This is a genomic window from Enterobacter sp. HG048, from assembly GCF_024702055.1.
In the GTDB taxonomy this organism is placed as follows: Bacteria; Pseudomonadota; Gammaproteobacteria; order Enterobacterales; family Enterobacteriaceae; genus Enterobacter; species Enterobacter dykesii.
On record NZ_JANLIZ010000010.1, the window covers coordinates 85,014 to 104,956 of the forward strand.

The window sequence follows — 19,943 nt, forward strand, 5'->3', positions numbered from 1 at the left end:
GTTGGGAGGAGGAGAAGTGAATCTAGCAGAACTTCAAGAGAGGCTATACCAGCATTATTCTCGACTACGTGATCTGCGGACTACCGAAAATTATCCCGTTTATGCGATCGAGCATGGTCTGAGCGAAGCAGAGATTTCTACTGCTCAATCGCTTCTCAATGCCAACTTGAATACAACAAAACGTGCTACTCGCACTTTTTGGCTGGTATGGATCGCTGCCGCTGCTGAGATAGGTTACACATATGACGGAACCGAATATTGGGATTCCTTTGCTATAGCCTTTCCCTCCTGGCCTAAGTTTGGAGACCGTGATCAAATCCGTATATGGTATAGACGATTTACTACTGATTTTAATAGTGTCACCCCCTCCGGGTCATGGGCACAGCAGTTCCCTATTATTTCTTGGCCAATCACGCAAGCCATTCTGCCAAGATATCTACAACGTTTTTTTGCCGATCACCTATACAATCTTCGCCATTTACTGACTAGAAGTGGTGAGCTTACATTAGAAGAAATAGGTGAACTACTAAGCGATGAATATCATGGTGGTTCATCTCGGTTCGAGGGTTTCTTACAACAAAAAACTCTAACAGCACGAATTGTAATGGCGATGCGTCTTGAAGATGTCGTTGATGCTATCTCCCCCATTGAGAAAAGCACATTGCGCCGCATCATAGACGACTTCGATAAGCTTGGTTCATTTGGTACTCGCCTAAAGGAAGTAAGACGAGTACTCCGTGAGGCTCGTTTCGTCAATTTGTATAGTACAAGCTTTATATCTTCTTCAATAAGTATCCAAGAAAATGTAACTATCTCGAAAACTTGTACAGTAAAACCTCGGCTAATTGCACGGCAAAGAGGTTTAACAGAGTGGAACCTAAGGCTCGTAATTCCCGACATTGCAACATCTCTTCGTCAGGCCGGACTATCCCCGCTTGATTTAGAACACTCTCATATGCGCTTTCGTTATTATGGTGGAGGCAATGCATGGATGCCGGGCCGGGCATTATTTTCTTACACCGGAGGAACAGAAGAACCACTCTCGGCATACCCAACTGATAATCGTTCTGTTTTCGAATTCGATCGCCCTTTTGAAAAAGTTACAGCCTCTTTGCAGGAAAGGCTGCTTTTCCCTGCAACGACTTTACGGCTACTAAAGGTACGTTCAGATGGTACGGCTGTTGAAGTCACGGGACGGCATGTAAAAGCTAACCAAGCTTATTTACTTGTCTGTTCGAATACAGTGCCCACTGAAGTTATCGATAGTCTATCGCTTACTCCTGTTCAGTCACAGACAACTGGAGCCGACGTTTGGCAATTTTCAATTCCTACGAAAGTAGATGCTAGAAAAATAGCAGCATTATCGTCGATTGGGCTTGGATATAAGTTAGGCATACGAGCCGAATCAATAGGTATGACTGCCCGATGGAACAATGTAGATGACGCGCTGGAGTTTCTTGACACAGAAGTTGTCATGTTTTACCTAGCATCGGATGTTGAAGCCGACGAATTACAGATCATTATTAATAAACATCCTCCTGTACATCTGCGTCCGGAACCCAACGGAAAAACGTTTATTTCGCTCGGTAAGCTTCCAATAGGTTTGTATTATGTATCTTTATCTGCACTCGGCGTAGCTACCGGCAGCAACATAATAAGCGAAGAAATCCTCATTAGGGTGCGTTTAGCAGCACCTTGGCAAAAGACTGTCTCCGGAAAAGCAGGGGTTAGCCTCAAGCTTGAACCGCAGGGAGCCACATTAGAGCAGTTTCTTGACCACGCAGCCACCCTGAGGTTTATGGCTCCTGCCGGGCGTATTGTTAAACTGGAAATCCGTTTCTTCAACGCAGACGGCACGCTTTTTCATATAGAGCCGATTGGCAATTACAAGGCTCCTGTTGACGATGAGAGAATATCTAAACTTATCGTACAGAAACTGACAGCAGACAACTACATTGAACATGTTGATCGTTCCGCGTGTATAGAATTGCTCATATCGTTGGACGAATATGGCCTAGAGAGCGTGCGATTCGACAAGAAAGCAGAACCTTTACGGTGGCTACGTTTAGACAAACGTACTATCCGACTCACCGATGATACAGAGGAAACAAGTCTGCCTTCTGTAAAGAGATATGATTTGAACGCTGTTGAAATTGGTCACGAAGTGGACTATGAACAGGCTCTGTCCGGACTAGAGCTTCGTGGTAAGGGCGGTTTGTTTGTTGCAAGCATCAATGATCAAACTTACGAAGTGATCGCTATGGCTTCGCAGCGCCAAATTTCTGATTTTCGAGATCTGAATATTCTGACTCATGTGTCCGCAGAAGAACCACAGCCGCTAACCATTATCAATGCTCTGCGGTATTGGCAGGGAGCTCGGAGGCTGATAGGACCAATGGCTTTTTTGGCTCGGCGCAACGCTATTCTCACACTTGAAAAAGAACTTGAACGATATCTATGCGGTAATGACTGGGCAGAAGATATAAACAAGGTTCAAACTGGTAAAAGGGACATTGGATTTCTTTATAGGCGAGTTTATTATTCACAAGGATTCGCTTCAGGCTTATTGAGCGCACAAGATTGGCAATATGATCATGATGCAGAAACTGCTGAACTAGAATTCTTTCGACTGGCTCATGCTTATAAAATTCCGGAAACAGACATCCTCTATCGTCTTGCACTGAAATTGGCATTTCAACCGCATACTGTGAAACCCTCGGACCTCGCATCACCAAATGCATTCGATATGCTACGGAAAAACTCTGCGCTAATCCGCGGAGCGTATTTTGCGCGTCTAGTGGCACACTGCCAGAAAACGAGCTCTAAGACGGAGGTCTTATGAACAATATTAAAATACTTAGCCGGGCTGATTGCCTAAAGTATTCATCTCGCTCATTAGGACTTCCTGACTTGCAAAAACTTGATAATGCATTAATCGCTCAAGCGTTGCGGAGAACCGTTTTCATTGAAGCTCCTTGTTCGATTCGGACAGTATGCTCACTCGTAATGAATTCCCTAGGTCCATTAACTGACGAGCCTGAGAACTTAAAGACACTCATCTACGATATTATTGACGACCTTGTCAACTTGGGTGATCTTCTTGAAATGCGGGACGAAATCGCGGGGGAAACGAACCTCATTTTGCGCCCTGCTCCACCGGCGTTTGTGCTTCGAAGAGATGGGACATTCATTATAGTGGGAGTGGCTGGTGATGATGTCACTCCGCCACAGGTAAATGACTTTAATCTCGTTTATTACCCGAGTGGTTTAAGAATACTCACACCAAGCAATACGCAATCATGTCGGCAAACACTTATCGATCTAGGACTTATTGAGTTACCTATGATTACATGGCTACGTGCACCAGTTTCGATTACAGCCGACAAACTTGTAAAATCGTGGATCAGCAGACTCCCCAACGATATACACCCGGAAAAAATAGAGAATTTTGAGATAATTGATATTAGCAATACAACTTCATACTATAAAGGCAGATGGCAGTCACTAAACGAACAACATGCTGGAATTTATTTTGCCCGACGCCCACAACGCTACGGGGCAAGACTGTGGTGCCTTGCCGAAATTCGGGACGGATTAGTCCAACGCTTCGTTGATATTCATTCAGGAGATGCGCGCTTTCGAGATTGTGATGAAGCCTGGCGATTACTCGCTGCGATGGATGCACTTACTGGCTCTCCGCAACAGGTCAGAGTTGTTTATGAAAAGGAGATAACTGTGCTGTCCTTTACATCTCCTCTTCCTTCTTGGGCGATTAGGCGTCTTAGTCTGGTCGGTGAACGTTTAAAGCCTCATCGCGCCTTGCTGCAATTTTCACTGCCTTTACATAATAGTGAAGAAGAACTTCATTGGCTAGAGGAATCCCTCTGGCTAACTCGGGATTAGTATGGGAGCACTAAATGAAAACAGCCACAATACAACAAACAATTGACGAATTACGGCAGAGCCTGACGCATTATATCGAGGCGACATATCACATCGGCCACCCTTCCATAGTCAAACAGCGTCGTGAACTATTGAATCAGATCGGTGGCATCTATCAGGCTCCATATCTGGAATCGACTCCCCGCTATAAGAGCGCCAGTCCTTATAATGAGATTGATAGTTTGCCACCAGCGGCACTTGAAGCATTGAGAGTTCTTTCTGACACAAAATCAGGAAAACCAGTAATTTACCCTTCCCCCTATACCCATCAATTGGAGGCCCTACAAGAGATTCTCAACAATAATCGAAACCTTATGATTATGACGGGAACAGGTTCTGGCAAAACTGAATCATTCCTCTTACCGATATTAGGCAAGTTCGCAATTGAAGCCTGCGAGAACCCAGAGCGCTTTAAAAAATATAATGCTGTTCGCGCATTAGTGCTTTATCCTATGAACGCCCTCGTGAACGACCAATTAAGTCGATTGCGAACAATGTTCGGTTCCCCTCAAACCGTTGCTCTATTCGAAAAATGGGCTAAGCGTCCCGTCCTCTTCGCGCGTTATACCAGCCGTACCCCATATGCGGGCCTGCGCACACCTAATAAAGATAGTAAACGACTAGCATCTATTGGTGAATTTTTCGGGGAGATCGAGGATGCGAAACGACGCTATGAACATTCCCCTTCCGACGGGGAAGAATACCGCGCGGCTAAACTCTTTGATACCTTAAAGGTACGGGGAAAATGGCCATCCAAAGAAAGTGTTTCCGACTGGTTGGGTAAAGCTCCTGTGCCTTGGGCGAAGCGAGCAATCTGCCGTCCACACGATTCTGAACTAATTACACGCCATGAAGTTCATGCATCTCCACCCGATCTTCTCATTACAAACTATTCGATGCTTGAATATATGATGATGCGTCCCATTGAGCGTGGCATATTTGACGCAACAAAAGAATGGTTGGACGCTTGCCCGGACGAGAAATTTCTTATCGTTCTTGATGAAGCTCATCTTTACAGAGGAGCACAAGGTGCTGAAGTCGGATTATTGATACGTAGACTAAGAGAACGTCTTGGTATACCAGCCGAGAGGTTCCAAGTCATATGCTCGACCGCAAGCTTCAGTGATGAGGGTAAGAAAAATGCTGGTGTATTCGGCGCACAGCTTTCCGGAGTATCGGCCGAATCATTCGTGTCAATAGTAGGAGAACTACAGTTACGTTCTCCTGAGGACCGTGGATCAATGGTCGATATAAACACCCTTGCTGCTGTTAATCTTAAACAGTTCTATTCAGCAGACCATAGTCAACAATTGGCAGCGATTGAGAACTTTCTAAAGTTTCGAGGGGTATCAGTCAAAGATGTAAGTGATGTGGACGCTAAACTTTATCTGGCGCTGTACGATTACGCGCCATTTAATCGACTTGTAAATGAGACTATGACTGCTGCGGTATCGCTCTCCAAACTACCAGAAATAATCTTTGACGATACAATACCATCGAATCTTTTGGAAAAAGCCACAACGGTATTACTCGCGTTTGGGAGCCGCGCGAAAAAAACACCAAACGAAGCTAGCCTTCTTCCATGCAGAATACATTCATTCTTCCGTGGACTTCCTGGCTTATGGATATGCATGGATCCCAATTGCCCCGATGCCCTCAGAGACAGGCGAAGCCCTGCCGGAAGATTGTTCTCGCAACCACACGAGCGATGCAGTTGCGGCGCTCCGGTTTTGGAATATTATACTTGCCGTCATTGTGGCACTTCATATGCCAGGGCCTATACAAATGATGTTGCGCAGCCACGCTATTTATGGTCCAAAGAAGGTGAAAGAATTGAGACTGCTTCAGGGCTTATAGAGGCTCTTCATCCTCTTGATCTTCTTATTGAAGAACCGCCATCGGATGATAAAGCCAAAGCCGCTTACTATGATCTTGTATCGGGGCAGCTTAATCCAGATGTACTAGGAGAGAAATATCGAACCGTCTTCCTTGCTCCTGCAAAGCCCGTAACAGATGGCTCGAAAGATACAACCCGTGGAGCAGGTCCAGGGCAATTCGCTCCTTGTGCATGTTGCAACCAGATGGCAGGTCATGGACAATCTAGCGTTCAAGATCATCAGACCAAGGGCGATCAACCGTTTCAGGCTTTATTGGGATCACAGCTAAGAATACAGCCCCCTGGTCCACAGCAACAAACTTCTTTTGCGCCACTTCGTGGGCGTAAGGTTCTAATCTTCTCTGATTCTCGCCAAGTAGCCGCTCGTCTGGCTGGCACACTTCAGAACTATTCCTTACGTGATGCTGTGCGGGCACTCCTTCCGTTGGGTTATAAGATTCTTAGCCGCGATCCGGACTTCTCCAAAACTCTTGTGCTCAACCATGCGTACTTATCAGTTTTAGTGGCTGCCCATAAGTTAGGCGTTCGACTAAGGCCCCAACTTGGTGATGCAGAAACACTTTCAGAGGTAGAAGGACCAAGTCCAGGCCCATCTCCCGCAGGTATACAGCTCTTTCAACTCCTCAGTTCGTTGTCCCGATGCCCGCAGCGTCTTATGCAGGCAATCTCCGATACGTTTAAACATACGAACATGGGACTTGATCTGGAGGCCTTGGCGATCGCCACGATTGGCGAGCCTCCACAAATCTCGTCCAAGATTGTAAAACTTCCCGATCTACCAGGAGTCGCCGAAACCGAGGAGGCTAAATTGACAGTCTGTCGAGCTTGGCTGCGATGCTGGACGCTTGATCCGGGAATCTGGTTTTCAGACATGCCTGACTCTTGGTGGAATGAACGAGTGAGATCCCATCAAGGGGTATTTACTGCCATGAACCGAGTTCTTGTATCGAAGCAATCGAAATCAATATTCAAAAAGAATTGGCTTCCAACTCTTCTGACCATTTTTACCGAGCAAACAATGGGAGGGGGACATCGTTTAGTTGCTTCGAAGCTTTCTCTTTATTTAAATGGTCAGTGGCAGCGATGCAATAGTTGCAAATCTGTTCATCGCCCAGTCGGAACTCTCAGTAGATGTATTGACTGTGAAAGTTCTGATGTGAGCAACTTTGATCCCGCTTTAGATGAGGTTTACAAGGCACGTCGTGGTTTTTATCGCGACCCTATCGCTTCAGCACTTGATGTTGAAGATCCCCAACTAATGACCATTATTGCAGCAGAGCACACAGCTCAACTTGGAGCGGCACAGCCGGATGAAGCCTTCTCTCACTCTGAGCGACACGAAATAAGATTTCAGGATATCGATGTCGCCTGGAGAGATAAGGACCGCCCTGGTGAACCCGCTATTGATGTGCTTTCAAGCACCACGACTATGGAAGTAGGTATTGATATCGGTGATCTTTCAGGCGTGGCACTTCGTAATATGCCTCCAACCCGCGCCAATTATCAGCAGCGTGCTGGCCGAGCAGGCCGACGTGCTAATGCAGTTGCGACTGTTGTAGCATTTGGCAGCTCGGACAGCCATGACGACCATTATTTTACGGATCCAGAGGAAATGATACGGGGTAATGTCATTGATCCACGCCTCACGTTAGAAAATCCGGAAATAACGCGACGCCATCTTCGCGCCTACCTGCTTCAGCGCTATCATGAAGACCGTATTCCTGGATTAATCCCAGGTGCCGATCCTAATTTGTTTTCCGTTTTGGGCAAAGTCGGTGATTTCAAAACTCGGGGACCTTTGCTCAATCGTTATGATTTTGCTAAATGGCTAGAAGATAATGCACAAGACCTCGCTAACGCGGCTGATCGCTGGCTACCCACTGAGTTGTCACCAGATGATCGCCATAGGTTGATTGCTGAAATGATGGTTGACGCGACAGATACGATTGACGAAGCCATAGATTTTATTCAATCAGAGAACCAAGATGTCAACGCCGCCCTAGAAAAAAGTAAGGACGACTCTGGTGATCAAACCGAGAATGAGATAATGACCGAGTCAGAGGATAACGTACATATTGTTGATCCCGCCACGGATAAACTACTTGACCGTCTCCTTTACCGGGGAGTAGTTCCACGGTATGCGTTTCCAACCGATGTTGTGGCATTTCACGTTTTCAATCAAGAGAGATCAACCCCGTTCACATCGGTTATAGATTATGCTCCCGCTCAGGGGCTTGCACTGGCTCTATCTCAATACGCACCAAACAAGCAACTCTGGATAAACGGCAAACAGTATACATCCAAAGCTATATATTCTCCTTATCCAGCCGAACGACGGGACGCTTGGGGAAAACGAAAACTCTACTTCGAGTGCAGCACTTGCTCCCATGCAAGGACTGACGATTACTTAAAAGAGAGGGAGAACACGACAGAGACTTGTCCAGCCTGCAACACACCCAACTCTTTCGGCCCGGCAAGGGTCTGGTTCCGTCCTGTCGGCTTTGCGCACCCAATCGATACACCGCCGGAAACTGAGCCAGACTCACCAAACGAGACCGCAAGAGCGACGCGTGCCAAGTTAGTCATGCAAACGCCTAATCCTGACAAGAACTGGATTCAGGTATCCGAGCGGGTGCGTGCTTTCAAAGCGAGAGAATTTCTCTTAGTATCAAATACTGGTGTCGATAAAGATGGCTACGATTATTGTCTCGCCTGTGGTCGAATCGAGTCATCGGCGGCTCCTGAGGAACTACTCTCACAACCACACGCTACGCCATTCCGCAGTGAAGAAGGCTCCATCTGCCCAGGAGGAGCGGCAAAACGTCACGTAATTCTTGGGACTGATTTCAAAACTGACATTGCATTATTTTCATTCCCGCTAACAGAGCCGTTCCAACTCTTGCCCGGCAGTATAGAAGCTGATTCTGTACTTAGAACTCTATGCGAAGCTATGGCCAAGGCTGCGTGTCAAACACTAGATATTGAACCGGGAGAAGTTCTAGCCGAATACCGCCCAGCTTTGACAGAAAAAGGCGCAAGCGGTAACGAAGTTGAAATTTTCCTATATGACACATTGGCAGGAGGTGCAGGGTTTTCGACCGAACTTGTGAATCGGGCAAGAGAATTGTTTGAGCACACGCGAAATCTTCTAGCAAGTTGTCCAGAAAACTGCGACACATCCTGCTATCGCTGCCTGCAAAGTTTCCGCAATCGAATGGACCACTCGCTCCTAGATCGCAAACTCGGCATTCAGTTTATTGAACATGCGTTTGATGGTGGATATCCGCCTTATCCTGCCGAGCGTACTCGACGATCGCTTGATCTTCTCGCCCGTGATCTGATTCGGCAGTATGGAACCGAATTTTCTTTCTCTCGTGAAGTTCAACGATATGACAATGAAGCTGGAGAAATAGTAATTCCAATTGTTGCTACACGCCTGGCTACGGGTGCAGAAACTTGGATATCACTCAGTTCTCCACTAGCCCCGGCGATTCCGACAGATCATAAACTCCAGAAACTTAGTCCTCAAGGGTCAGAAAAAATGGAGTGCGCAGATGACCTTATTATTCGTAGACATTTACCAGAGGCAAGTTTGCAACTTCGAGGAAAACTGAGATAAGACCATAGTGAATTTACACTTGGCGGCGACGGAGTCCTCGCCGCCCCCTTACGAAATGGTTCATTAAAAGAAAATATTGATGATGTACTAGTCATTTATTCTAATTACTGGCTATTCAAGCCAGTAATTATTGTTAATACATATCAATTAACTATTGCTGATCCCTCCAGTCTTTCGTATAGAGCAGATCGTTATCGCTCAACTTGAGAACGGTATGAATCCGCAGCAATCGTTCAACTTTGGCACCGAATTTTGCGGCTTCATCAAATGAAAGGAATATCTGCTTACGTTTAACAGATGCTAGAATTCGGATTATATTCCCTGTGGCAGGAACCTCAATATTCTTGTAGATAACTGAATCATGGATTATGAACGGCAGGTTAGTTAGTGAAAGCATAGCAAGATCGAATGCAACTAAGCCTGCATAAGACTTTCCAGTTCCAGTATCCTCGGGCGAGATGAAGTTGTATGAATTTGCATTTTTTATCCTAAGCTGAGATGCATTTCTGCTCGGCCCGTAAACTACTTTATTGAAGTTTTTTAATTTTATATTTAGTGCATTTTCTATATTAAGGAATATACCAAAGTATATCGCTTCCAAACGTTCTTTGGATAGTAACGCGTCCCTGCCGATAGCTACCTTTTTATCATAAAAGCTATTCTCTTCAGCAGCTTTATCTGCAAGTTCTTTTAGTTCGAACACTCGCATGAACAAATCATCTGGCGTTCCTTTTGCTGCCAAACCAGTTCGTATTTTATTCTCCAAAGCAACGATCTTAGTATTGATTTGCAATAAGTTTTCAGAATACAATGCAAGACCTTTTTTAAGTTCTTTTTGCACTATTTTAGTGATATTTTGATGAAAAGACTCAACCTGCTCAAGACGTTCTGAATCTACATTAGGGAAAAACTCCTTAATAAGAGCAATATTAGCAGTTAATCTCGGTGTTACCCCTGAGATATCTCGATTAATTCGTTCTATTTTTATTAGCACATCATTTTTTTGGCTACCTAATTCATTTTTTTGCTGATGAAGTTTACGCAGTTCTTCGTCAAAGAGAGCTTCATAGGCGCTTAGAGCTCCCGTAAACCCCTGTTTCAAGGCTTTAATAGCATCATTGTTGTCAGTTATTATTTTCTGATTGGTCTTGTATTGAGCCTTGTTGATCTTGGGAATGATTTGAGCATTCATCGACTTGGATATGAGTTTTTTCCTTTCATTATATTCATCTAAAGTAGACTTCTCTTCAGCGATATCTTCCGTATATTCAAAGAGATCGATGAGTCGTCCAATAGCTACTCCTGCTGATTCTTTCACATCGCCAGAAAATGGTTGCTCAGGGTCTAAAGCACCTTTATTCCATATTCGACTGAAAGGACTAACAAGTGAACGAAAACTACTTTTTAGATGCTCTAAGTTATAGAGTATTTTGAGTTTATCTGTATAATCACCAATGCTAATTTCATCAATTACTTTATAATGCATATTGCACACATGAACCACATTGGATTCACTTGTTGACCGTTTAAAATAATATACAACATCGTCAAAAATAAATTCAAAGATATAACTATGGTGCCCCATAGACTTGATAATACCAGCCTTATCATCCAAAAGAGACATACCACCCATAGCAAAATCAATGACCATCAAAGCAGAGGATTTTCCAATTGAGTTTTTAGCATTATCATCGCCAAGAATTACATTCAAGCCATAATTGAATGATATTCCACCATGATTGAAAAGTGAGCAGATTATTTTACTTAGCATATTTTATCGTTTCCATCGAAACATCAACATCAATCAAACCAAGAACATATAGGATATCTAAAGCATGTAAAAATTCCGAAGCATCTTGAAAGCTCGCCGAAGTTCTTGTCAATAAATCCGACAATTTTTCGTCGTCTACTTTGTTTTTTAAAATGACTAGCATTTTAAAAATGGTCGACTCTTCAAGACTCGTGAATTTAGTTGGAACTAGCATCGAATACCTCGCAATTTTGGATAAAAAAAGATGTAAGGATCTTGGATGCAATAATGGATTTACCAGACTTCAAGCTTATCCATTGTGAAACATAGTTAAAAACTAAATCCTTATTCTTAGGGTTTTGCTTTTCCATTATCAGATAATAGGTATTTACTTGATTCTGTAGTATTCGTATGGCGGCTTGATCCAACTGTTCGAGAAGTCGGATATGATTCCTAATAGGTACAAAATAGTCGATAACATTTGAACGAATTTCTCGCTTCTGCAAAGGACTCATATCGGTCTTGAGTTTTTCATTAAGCGAACTGACATCTAGTTTAGTCTCAGAAAAATTTGCAAAATTATCATCACCAAGCACAATGAGATCTAATATTTCGCACACTTCATCTTGCAGAGCATATTGAGAAGCTGTTTGTTTTGCCTTTGTCTCACTAAGATAGCCATATTTAATATTATAAAGCCTAAGATATTCTTCGATTTTGAAATCTTTGTCATACTTTGTATGGCAATTTGGGCATAAGAGAATTACATTTTCAAGGGAATTGATGTCATCAGGTACTGAATATTGCTCAAGAGCCTTTGCCTGCGATTTATTCGGATTTAATGGATAAATATGAGCAATCTCATATCCTATACTAGGATGTCTAGAACTTGCTTTCTTGAACATCATAGGTGATGTACAGAGCGGGCAACAGCCTCCAGTCTCCGCATATAGAATGCTGTGTTCATTAGCATGGTATTTAATCCTTATATTTGCCATATGTCTGAATCCTGCTCGATTTTTTTTGCCAATGGACTCAAAAGCATGGTGAGCAGAAGGGATCCCTCAGAACTGACGGCTACGGCTGTTTACAATCCCTTAGCCTAGTGTCAGTACAACCTAAGGATAGCTCACCGAATTCATTTGAAGTCATCAAATGTTAAAACGATCTCAGATTTTGTAGTTAAGTGCAATTACCAGAATGTATGATTAAAGATGCAATCAACCATGAGAGTTGCATATGATCACTTTTAAGCATTCCATACAACTAGTTACACCCTATCTGGTGTAAACCAAGCCTATACCTTAATGGTTTACTAGCTCATTAGTTTGGTGATTATTCTGGTTGGCTTGAGCAAATAAGAATCCTCTTTTTGCTTAATTTTTCGCCAGTCACTGGCAAATGAGATCCAAGTTAGGGTGCCATGTTTTTTCATGATTACCCGCGAATCCTTAACTAATTTTTATATAAATGATTAAAGTGTAATTATCCCCCAGTGATTCTATCGGCGTATAGGGGAGAAAAATGGTGGTCATTCTGGTGGTCTTGACAACAAGTGAATTCAAGTTTAGCTTATGTATTAGCCTGTTACTGGCAAAGGCGATCCCAGTCAGAGGAGCCAAATTTAAAAAGCCTGCTTTTAAAGCAGGCTTTTTGCTTTGCGGATGAGGGAAAATGAACGCTCTGTTTGTCTACGGCACGCTGCGCCCGGGCCACTGTAATGCGCATATTCTTGAAAACATCGGCGGCGAATGGCTGGCCGGTTCCGTATCCGGCACGTTTTACGAACGCGGCTGGGGCGCTGCGGCGGACTTCCCGGGAATTGTGCTCCACCCTGACGGCCCCCGCGTCGAAGGCTATCTGTTTATCTCGGATAACCTTGCCGCACACTGGCAGATGCTGGATGAGTTTGAAGACGGCTACGATCGGGTTGAGGTCACGGTGACCACCCTTGAAGGCAAGCAGGTTAAGGCCTGGATTTATCAGCTACAGCCGCGTTCTGAATCATAAAAAAAGGCTCTCTGTCACCAGAGAGCCTTTTTCACCATTCGCTGCGATTACTCGCTTTTTGCTTCGCCGTTTTTGATTTCGCCCATCACTTTCAGCTTTTTAGAGATGTCACGGCGCTCTTTGGACAGCTCAGCATTTTTGATGATGTAGTCATCAACGCGGTCTTCGTAGTCGCTCTTCATGCTGGCGATGATGCCCTGAATAGCTTCAACGCTCATGCCTGGCTTGATGTAGTCGCTCAGGTTGTCGAGCAGCAGAACACGTTTCTGGTTGTCACGGATCTTCTTCTCAACGTCCTGGATTTCACGCTGCAGCTTGTTTTTGCGGCGGAACAGGCGGACGAATTCCAGAACATCCTGGAACGAAGGCTTGGTAGTTTCCATTTTTACACCCCTGATAATGTGAGATTCGGATTCGTTAAGGCAACCGTTGTAACAATAACCTTACTGACAGCGGCTGCGAATGACAATGAGTATATCGTTTAAAGCTATCATAACCCCAATTGCTGCTGAATCGAAGCAGCAGGCGTCACATACGCCTTTTATTTGCGCAGCGCCCGGCAAATAAGGTGCGATAACAGCTCAAGCTGCCGCGCCAGTTCCATGCTCAGCCAGACGTAGCCATGAATAGGCGTTTCCGCCACGTTATCGCTCTGGCGTTCATTGATTAACTGCTTCAGCTCCGCGACGATCTCATTCAGTCGTTCGCTGTTGGCCAGTATCGGCTGCGGGTTCCCTTCATAGAGCGCATGGGCAATGGTCAACAGCGTTTGCTGCGTCATCTGCTGGGTCTCTTTGAGAGTCTGCGCATTAAGCATCAACAGATGGCTGGGACGCGAGGCCCAGTGGGCGTTGATTTGCAGTTCAAGCATGCAGACCAGATTGCGGCTTACCGTCTGGATGGCTTCGAAAATCGCTTTCTGAATATGGGTCTCTTTGCTGGCGGGCGTGATCAGGCCGCGCATTTTGACCACGTCGTTGAGGATGGTTTGCAGATGCTTTTCCAGCCGCGGGCGCTCGACCAGATTAGGGGAAAAACCGGCCTGATAGACGCGGTTAAAGGCGGTGACGTAGTTCGCCATCTGAATACGCCAGTGCAGAAAAGCGCGCTGCGGCCAGATACCGGTAAAAAGCATGGCCAGCAGTGACCCCAGGATGACATCCCCGCTTCGCCACAGCGCGGTGGTCATATCCCCGGCGGGTGCGCCAACCACCACCGCAAGCGTGATACCAATCAGCAGCGCCTGATAAGGACGCTTACCCAACGCCAGCCAGCCGCACAGGAACATGGCGGCACCGCACCATGCCAGCATCACCGGAAATGAGATGAGTTCCAGCTTGAGGGCAATAAGCCCAAGGGCCGAGCCTAAAACCGTCCCGCCAATTCGCTCAAAGGCGCGCGGAACAACGTTCCCCCAAAACGAGATGGGCCCCATCACCACCACCAGGGTGATCAGCGGCCACGTCCCTTCCGGAACATCAAGCAAACGGACCAGTACAAACGTCAATACGAACGCCAGCGCGATGCGACACCCGTGCACCACGCGGTAATGTTTGTACAACCGAATTTCAAAAGGGGTTAATGATTTGTCGGGACGCACACCCGCTCTCCAGCTACACGGCAAATCACAATTGTACTGTGTTTTCAGCCGGGCGGATCGCCCCCGGCTGAAAAACCCTTCGTTTAGCAGGCTTAAGCCGTTTTACGCTCTACCGCGATATACATTTCGATATCCCAGTAGCCGTCTGCATTGCCGTCATTGAGATAGCGTTCGAAGCAGGGTTTAAGCGCCATCTGGTACTTATTGTCCTGCAGCAGAGAGTTGAAGAACTGATACCACGGCGTGGCGAAGTCGTAGTTTTCCACGCGCGCCGTCGCCACGGCATAATCCCCGGCCGCGATTTCCGTCATCATGACGCCTTCGCTGTTTTCCGGGATAACGAAATCGTCCGGCACCGTAACGGCCGTATCGCAGCGCAGTTTTTCTGCCGGGACCTCGTCGGGGTTATCATAGTAGACCGCAACCCATTCCAGCGGCTCAATGTGGCGCCCGTCCACCCACATGACCAGCTGTTCAAAGCCCTGTTTTACCGTTTGTTCCCACGGTCCGACCAAATGAAAACCGGCAATCTTACGTTTCTGTTGCTGCTTGATGCTGTAGTCCATGCTGCCTCCATTTATTACTGTATATTTATACACTATAAAGCTGGATTACTATTATCGGCAAACGAGGAGTGTTTATTATGTGAGCAGACTCGCAACCCTGCCAGTCTGCCCATCAGCGGTTAAAGCGTGTGGTGGAGATAATCGCTCATGCGTGAGAACAGGCCGCCCTTATCAACGGCTTCCAGCGTCACCAGCGGCCAGTGTGCCACCACTTTGTCGCGATCGTAGAGCTGGATCTCCCCGACCCGCTGGTGCGCAGCAATCGGCGCTTCCAGCTCTTTTTTATCCAGCACGTATTTGGCTTTGATGTTCGGCACTTCCGCTTTCGGCAGGGCCAGCCAGAAGTCCTGGTCGGTGCCCAGTTTCACCTGCTCCTTATCGCCGTACCAGATACGCTCTGTCCCCACTTTTTTACCGCTATGCAGGATTTGCACCGTATCGAAATTCTGCTGCCCCCAGTGCAGCAGTTTCCGGGCCTGGTCCTCACGCCCTTTCGGGCTGTCCGCCCCCATCACCACCGCGATTAAACGGCGCTGCCCGTCAACGGCGGACGCAATCAGATTAAAGCCCGCCCCCGAGGTGTGCCCCGTTTTAAGCCCGTCCACGTTCATGGTTTTATCCCATAGCAGGCCGTTACGGTTTTGCTGGGTGATCCCGTTCCAGGTCAGGCTCTTTTCGCTGTACATATGATAAAACTCAGGCTCGCCGTGAATGATGGCCCGGGAGAGTACGGCCAGGTCATAGGCCGAGCTGTGCTGGCCCGGCGCATCCAGCCCGTGGACGGTTTCAAAGTGCGTATCGCGCAGGTTAAGCTTCTGCACGTAGTCGTTCATCATCTTCACAAACTGCGGCTGACCGCCCGCCACGTGATCGGCCAGCGCCACGCAGGCGTCGTTGCCGGAATCGACAATCAGACCGCGGCTTAAATCGCGCACGCTGACGCGATCGCCCTCTTTCAGGAACATCAGAGACGAGCCGTCAAAAACCGGGTTACCTTTTGCCCAGGCGTCACGCCCTACTGTGACAATGTCGTCCGGCGTAATGCGATGGCTATCAATGGCCCGATCAACCACATACCCCGTCATCAGCTTGGTCAGGCTCGCCGGATTACGTTGTTGATGTTCGTTGCCCGCCGTTAAGATCTGACCAGTCGTGTAGTCCATCAGCACCCAGGAGCCAGCCTGAATGGCCGGAGGCTGCGGCGAAAAATCCAGCGGTTCGGCCGCAAAAGCAGATGAGACACTCGAAGCGAGTAAAGAAACAGCAATAAACAGACGGCGTTTCAACGGTATATCCTCAGGTCATTAAAAATCGATGACCTTTTTACGGGAGTTCTGATGTCGTTACCTGGCTTAATTGCAAAAAAATGTGACAGAGCACAGGTTTTTCTCTGAAGCTGACGCGCAAATTTGCTCGACGGCGGTGCTTTTTATTCGGTCTGAACCGCACGATCGTTTACCATAGTGACGTCATTTTTTAACAGGATGGTATTACTGGTGTCTGACTCTGCCGCTCGCCCGACTTTTTTATTTCATGACTACGAAACCTTTGGCACGCACCCGGCGCTGGACCGACCGGCGCAGTTTGCCGCCATCCGTACCGACGACGAATTCAACATTATTGGCGAGCCTGAGGTCTTTTACTGCAAACCGGCTGATGACTACCTGCCGCAGCCCGGGGCGGTCATGGTCACCGGGATCACTCCTCAGGAAGCGCGCGAGAAAGGCGTTAACGAGGCAGAATTCGCCCGACGCATCCACGATCTGTTTACCGTCCCCAATACCTGCGTGGTCGGTTACAACAACATCCGCTTCGATGACGAAGTCACGCGCAACATCTTCTATCGCAACTTCTACGATCCCTATGCCTGGAGCTGGCAGAACCGCAATTCACGCTGGGATTTGCTCGACATCATGCGCGCCTGCTACGCCCTGCGTCCTGAGGGCATTAACTGGCCGGAAAATGAGGAAGGGCTGACCAGCTTCCGGCTGGAACACCTGACGCGCGCCAACGGCATCGAGCACAGCAATGCCCACGACGCGATGGCGGACGTCTATGCCACCATTGCCATGGCGAAGCTGGTGAAAAACGCGCAGCCCCGGCTGTTTGAGTATCTGCTGAGCCACCGCAGCAAGCAGAAGCTCATGACCCTTATCGACGTACCGCAGATGAAACCCCTGGTGCATATTTCCGGCATGTTTGGCGCCTGGCGCGGTAATACCAGCTGGGTTGCCCCGCTGGCCTGGCATCCGGACAACCGTAATGCGGTCATCATGGTGGATTTAGCTGGCGATATTTCGCCGCTGCTTGAGCTCGACAGCGATACACTGCGCGAACGGCTTTATACCCCGAAAAATGAGCTCGGCGATCTGCCTGCGGTGCCGGTCAAACTGGTGCATATCAATAAATGTCCGGTACTCGCGCAGGCGAATACGCTGCGCCCGGAAGATGCGGACAGACTGGGCATTAACCGTCAGCACTGCCTCGATAACCTGAAAGTGCTGCGCGAAAACCCGCAGGTGCGCGAGAAAGTGGTTGCCATCTTTGCCGAGGCGGAGCCGTTCGTGCCGTCTGAAAACGTGGATGCCCAGCTCTATAACGGTTTCTTCAGCGATGCCGATCGCGCGGCGATGAATATCGTTCTGCAAACCGAGCCGCGTAACTTACCGGCGCTGGATATTACTTTCGCAGATAAACGCATCGAAAAGCTGATGTTTAACTACCGCGCGCGTAACTATCCCGGCACGCTGGACGAAGCAGAGCAGGATCGCTGGCTGCAGCATCGTCGTAATGTCTTTACCCCGGAGTTCCTTAATAGCTATGCCCAGGAGCTGGAAATGCTTTATGGCCAGTATGAAGGGGATGCTGAAAAGCAGGCACTGTTGAAATCCCTGTTCCAGTACGCTCAAGAGATTGTCTGAGCGAGGGGTATAAAAAAAGCCGGAGGCGATGTCTCCGGCTTTTTTTTGTCCGATGTCGCTGCGCTTACGCGACGTCTTCGTACTGAGGTACCGGGTTACGGAAGCTTTTGGTTACGCAAGCCAGATAAATCAGACCGATAGCACCCCAGATCAGACCCAGAACCATAGAGCTCTCTTCCAGGTTAATCCACAGCGCACCCACCGTCAGCGCGCCACACATTGGCAGCACCAGATAGTTGAAGTGGTCTTTCAGCGTTTTATTACGCTTCTCGCGGATCCAGAACTGAGAGATCACCGAGAGGTTAACAAAGGTAAATGCCACCAGCGCACCAAAGTTAATCAGCGCGGTTGCAGTCACCAGGTCAAATTTAATGGCCATCAGTGCGATTGCGCCAACCAGCAGTACGTTCCACGCCGGAGTACGCCATTTCGGATGAACGTAGCCGAAGAAACGGGTTGGGAACACACCATCACGACCCATTACGTACATCAGGCGAGAAACACCTGCGTGTGCCGCCATACCGGATGCCAGTACGGTTACGCTGGAGAAGATCAGCACGCCCCACTGGAAGGTTTTCCCTGCAACATACAGCATGATTTCAGGCTGTGATGCGTCCGGCTCTTTAAAGCGAGAGATGTCCGGGAAGTACAGTTGTAGGAAGTAGGAAGCCCCGATAAAGATCATGCCGCCAATAAGCGCGGTCAGGAAAATCGCTCTCGGGATCACGCGCTCGGCGTCTTTGGTCTCTTCAGACAGAGAAGAGATACCGTCAAAGCCCAGGAACGAGAAGCACAGGATGGTTGCACCGGTGATCATCGGCACAACGTGCGCGCCTTCAGACCAGAACGGACGGGTGCTGGCCAGCGTACCTGCGCCTTCACCGTGGGACACGCCGTAAATGATTAACCCCACGATAACCGCAACGATACCCATCTGCAGAATAACAATCAGGGTGTTGAAGTTCGCCACGGTCTTGATGCTGCGCAGGTTAGAGATGGTCATAAAGGCCACCAGCGCGACAACGAAGATCCACGATGGAACAGAAGGCACCAGCGCTTCGAAGTAAATTTTTGCCAGCAGAATGTTGATCATCGGCATGAACAGATAGTCCAGCAGAGATGACCAGCCCACCATAAAGCCAACCGCCGGGCTAATGGATTTCTGAGCATAGGTATAGGCAGAGCCTGCAGACGGGAAACGGCGAACCAGTTTTCCGTAGCTCAGCGCTGTAAAGAGAATGGCGACCAGCGCAAAGGCGTACGCCGTTGCAACGTGACCGTCAGTAAGGCCTGATACGATACCGAATGTATCGAACAGCGTCATCGGTTGCATATAGGCCAGGCCCATCATAACAACCGGAATCAACGTAAGCGTTTTACGTAATTCCACGCGAGAGGTGTTTGGAGTTGCGTTATGCGACATAGTTATTCTCCTTTACGGTGATAACCGCCACGTAAGCGAAAAATTGCCCCATTTGTTTCTTCCTCAGCGACAACAACTGTCGGATTTTAGTAAATATCTATCCGGTACGAAGCCCGGCCTCTTGGTTTTTAGTTTCGTTTCGTACATGCAAAAAAAAATAACCGACGCCTTTTATATCGTCGATTATTCATTTGGTTGCAGCGGCCGCATTTTGC

General features: G+C 47.5%; 14 protein-coding genes. 5 read left to right on the plus strand and 9 right to left on the minus strand.

All coding sequences use genetic code 11. From position 1 onward, the window contains the following. Positions 1-16 precede the first annotated feature (16 nt). Genes NUX24_RS13370 through NUX24_RS13380 form a run of 3 tightly spaced genes read left to right on the plus strand, consistent with a single transcriptional unit; the run spans position 17 to position 9,458 of the window. Complete coding sequence (locus NUX24_RS13370) at positions 17-2,842, plus strand: hypothetical protein (protein WP_257832107.1); 2,826 nt, start codon at positions 17-19, stop codon at positions 2,840-2,842. Next, the gene (locus NUX24_RS13375; RefSeq protein ID WP_257832109.1) at positions 2,839-3,903 is read left to right on the plus strand and encodes a hypothetical protein; all 1,065 of its coding nucleotides are present in this window, start codon (positions 2,839-2,841) and stop codon (positions 3,901-3,903) included. The genes NUX24_RS13370 and NUX24_RS13375 overlap by 4 nt, the downstream gene beginning before the upstream one ends. Positions 3,904-3,917: 14 nt before the next feature. Further along, on the plus strand, positions 3,918-9,458 hold the full coding sequence (locus NUX24_RS13380; protein ID WP_257832111.1) for a DEAD/DEAH box helicase: 5,541 nt from the start codon (positions 3,918-3,920) through the stop codon (positions 9,456-9,458). Positions 9,459-9,609: 151 nt separating this feature from the next. Here the strand turns inward: NUX24_RS13380 and NUX24_RS13385 are convergent, their stop codons facing one another. The 3 genes from NUX24_RS13385 to NUX24_RS13390 are packed head-to-tail and all read right to left on the minus strand — an operon-like array spanning position 9,610 to position 12,206. Further along, positions 9,610-11,229 carry a DUF2326 domain-containing protein gene (locus NUX24_RS13385; protein ID WP_135770574.1) on the minus strand — a complete coding sequence of 540 codons (1,620 nt, stop codon included), beginning with the start codon at positions 11,227-11,229 and terminating at the stop codon, positions 9,610-9,612. Next, the gene (locus NUX24_RS21845; protein ID WP_110195076.1) at positions 11,219-11,443 is read right to left on the minus strand and encodes an ABC-three component system middle component 7; all 225 of its coding nucleotides are present in this window, start codon (positions 11,441-11,443) and stop codon (positions 11,219-11,221) included. The genes NUX24_RS13385 and NUX24_RS21845 overlap by 11 nt, the downstream gene beginning before the upstream one ends. Beyond that, positions 11,427-12,206 (minus strand): ABC-three component system protein, encoded by a 780-nt coding sequence (locus NUX24_RS13390; RefSeq protein ID WP_257832115.1) that lies wholly within the window; start codon positions 12,204-12,206, stop codon positions 11,427-11,429. Before NUX24_RS13390 ends, NUX24_RS21845 begins: the two co-directional genes overlap by 17 nt. Positions 12,207-12,882: 676 nt before the next feature. On the opposite strand from NUX24_RS13390, the gene NUX24_RS13395 reads away from it, so the two are divergent. Next, the gene (locus tag NUX24_RS13395; protein ID WP_257832117.1) at positions 12,883-13,218 is read left to right on the plus strand and encodes a gamma-glutamylcyclotransferase family protein; all 336 of its coding nucleotides are present in this window, start codon (positions 12,883-12,885) and stop codon (positions 13,216-13,218) included. A 47-nt stretch (positions 13,219-13,265) separates the two neighbouring features. Here the strand turns inward: NUX24_RS13395 and NUX24_RS13400 are convergent, their stop codons facing one another. From NUX24_RS13400 to dacD, 4 genes are all read right to left on the minus strand, one after another. After that, entirely contained in the window at positions 13,266-13,601 is a 336-nt protein-coding gene (locus NUX24_RS13400; RefSeq protein WP_008499467.1) for a DUF496 family protein, read from the minus strand. A 158-nt stretch (positions 13,602-13,759) separates the two neighbouring features. Then, positions 13,760-14,818 (minus strand): FUSC family protein, encoded by a 1,059-nt coding sequence (locus NUX24_RS13405; protein ID WP_047346451.1) that lies wholly within the window; start codon positions 14,816-14,818, stop codon positions 13,760-13,762. Between the two features lie 92 nt (positions 14,819-14,910). Beyond that, entirely contained in the window at positions 14,911-15,384 is a 474-nt protein-coding gene (gene sbmC, locus NUX24_RS13410; RefSeq protein ID WP_126331292.1) for a DNA gyrase inhibitor SbmC, read from the minus strand. Positions 15,385-15,503: 119 nt separating this feature from the next. Beyond that, entirely contained in the window at positions 15,504-16,670 is a 1,167-nt protein-coding gene (gene dacD / locus NUX24_RS13415; RefSeq protein ID WP_032658759.1) for a serine-type D-Ala-D-Ala carboxypeptidase DacD, read from the minus strand. 198 nt (positions 16,671-16,868) lie between these two features. Here dacD and sbcB point away from each other — a divergent pair, with 198 nt between their 5' ends. After that, a complete protein-coding gene (sbcB, locus tag NUX24_RS13420; RefSeq protein ID WP_374693107.1) occupies positions 16,869-18,305 on the plus strand; it encodes an exodeoxyribonuclease I in 1,437 nt (478 codons plus the stop codon). A 64-nt stretch (positions 18,306-18,369) separates the two neighbouring features. On the opposite strand, the gene NUX24_RS13425 is transcribed toward sbcB, so the two are convergent. Together NUX24_RS13425 and yoeI are read right to left on the minus strand one after the other, a co-directional pair. Continuing rightward, the gene (locus NUX24_RS13425; protein ID WP_010432055.1) at positions 18,370-19,728 is read right to left on the minus strand and encodes an APC family permease; all 1,359 of its coding nucleotides are present in this window, start codon (positions 19,726-19,728) and stop codon (positions 18,370-18,372) included. Beyond that, on the minus strand, positions 19,718-19,780 hold the full coding sequence (gene yoeI / locus NUX24_RS13430; RefSeq protein WP_099458931.1) for a membrane protein YoeI: 63 nt from the start codon (positions 19,778-19,780) through the stop codon (positions 19,718-19,720). The genes NUX24_RS13425 and yoeI overlap by 11 nt, the downstream gene beginning before the upstream one ends. Between the last annotated feature and the right edge of the window lie 163 nt (positions 19,781-19,943).